This window comes from Kitasatospora sp. NPDC093558 (genome assembly GCF_040683475.1).
In the GTDB taxonomy this organism is placed as follows: domain Bacteria; phylum Actinomycetota; class Actinomycetes; order Streptomycetales; family Streptomycetaceae; genus Kitasatospora.
In genome coordinates this window covers 1-1,368 of sequence record NZ_JBFBDY010001190.1, presented here as the reverse complement: position 1 = coordinate 1,368, position 1,368 = coordinate 1, and the positions used below count along the sequence as shown (strand labels likewise).

Sequence of the window (1,368 nt, the reverse complement as noted above, 5' to 3'; positions counted from 1 at the left end):
GGCCGGCTGACCGAGCTGGAGGCGGCCCCGGCGGAGCACTACCGCCAGCTCGACTCCCGCTTCCACCTGGCCATCGGCGAGTTCACCGGCATGCACGGCGCCGCGCTCACCGCGATCCTGGGGCCGCTGCGCTCGCCCGCCCTGGACGACGCGACCGCGCGGCGCAGCGCCACCGAACTGGCCGTGACGGCCCTGCTGGACCTGCGCGCGGGCGCCGAGCTCGACCGGACGCTCAGCGAGGAGCCGGCCGACACCGCGTTCGCCCGGCTCGCCGAGGAACTGCGTCCGTTGCTGCGGCACGGCCGGGTCCGGCTGGACCTGGTGCCCCCGGCGGAGTCCGCCAGGTCCGTCCCCGCGGACACCGCGCACACCGCCCGGGACGCCGTCCGGGCGGCCGTCCTCACCATGCTCGACCAGGACGGGGTGACGCGGCTCCACGTGAGCTGGACGTTCACCGGCGACGTGCTGCGGGCGGTGGTCCGGGACGACGGCCCGGGCCTGCTCGCCGCCGACGCCCTCGCCGTGCACCGCACCGCCGACCGGATCGCCGCCCTCGGCGGCCGGGCCGGCGTGGAGGCCGTGCCCGGCTGGGGCAGCACGGTGACGGTGGACCTGCCGCTGGTGGCCGCGGGACCGGCCGTGGCCGCGGATCCGCTGGACGGTCTTCAGCCGCGTGAGCTGGAGGTCCTGGACCAGGTGGCGCGGGGCCGGCGCAACCGCGAGATCGCCCGGGAGCTGCACATCAGCGAGTCGACGGTGAAGTTCCACGTCGCGAACATCCTGGCGAAACTGGGTGTCGCCTCCCGGGGCGAGGCCGCCGCCCTCGCCCACCGCGCCGGGATGCCGACGGCGCCGGGGCTGTACGTCGCGTCGTGACCGACGCTCAGGAGTGGTTCAGCGTTTCAGTGGTTCAGCGCTTCGGTGGTTCAGCGCTTCGGTGGTTCAGCGGGCCGCACCCGGCACGACGTTCCAGCCGGTGTCGTTGGAGCCGGAGCCGGAGTGCGAGGTGGCGGAGTGCGAGGTGGCGGAGGGGACCGGAGAAGGGGGGTGCGCAATCATGGACATCTCCCTCGATAAGGGGCCGGACAGCGACCCTGCCGACGATTAAAATCGCCAGCCTCGCTCCAGCACAAGCGAAAATCCGAAGGGATGACGTGCCCGAGACAACGTGGAACCCGACCGCCCCCGGCATCCTCCGGCTCCCGTCCGGCCGCCTCCTGCGCGGCCGGGGCCTGACCCGTCCACTGCCGCCAGGCCCCGCCCCCGACTTCGCGCTCTACCTCCTCGGCCGCCGCCCCGCGCCCGTCCCGTGGGAGGCCCGCTGGGTGCGCTGGCCCGACTTCCGCCTCCCCGCCGACCGCGCCGACG

1 protein-coding gene and 1 pseudogene are annotated in these 1,368 nt (G+C 75.0%); both read left to right on the top strand.

Annotated elements, in window-relative coordinates:
- On the top strand, positions 1–876 hold an 876-nt coding region (locus tag AB0O00_RS39650), incomplete at its 5' end, for a LuxR C-terminal-related transcriptional regulator (protein WP_363659522.1).
- Between the two features lie 278 nt (positions 877–1,154).
- Positions 1,155–1,368 (top strand): annotated as a pseudogene (locus AB0O00_RS39645) (protein phosphatase); the annotation flags it as partial.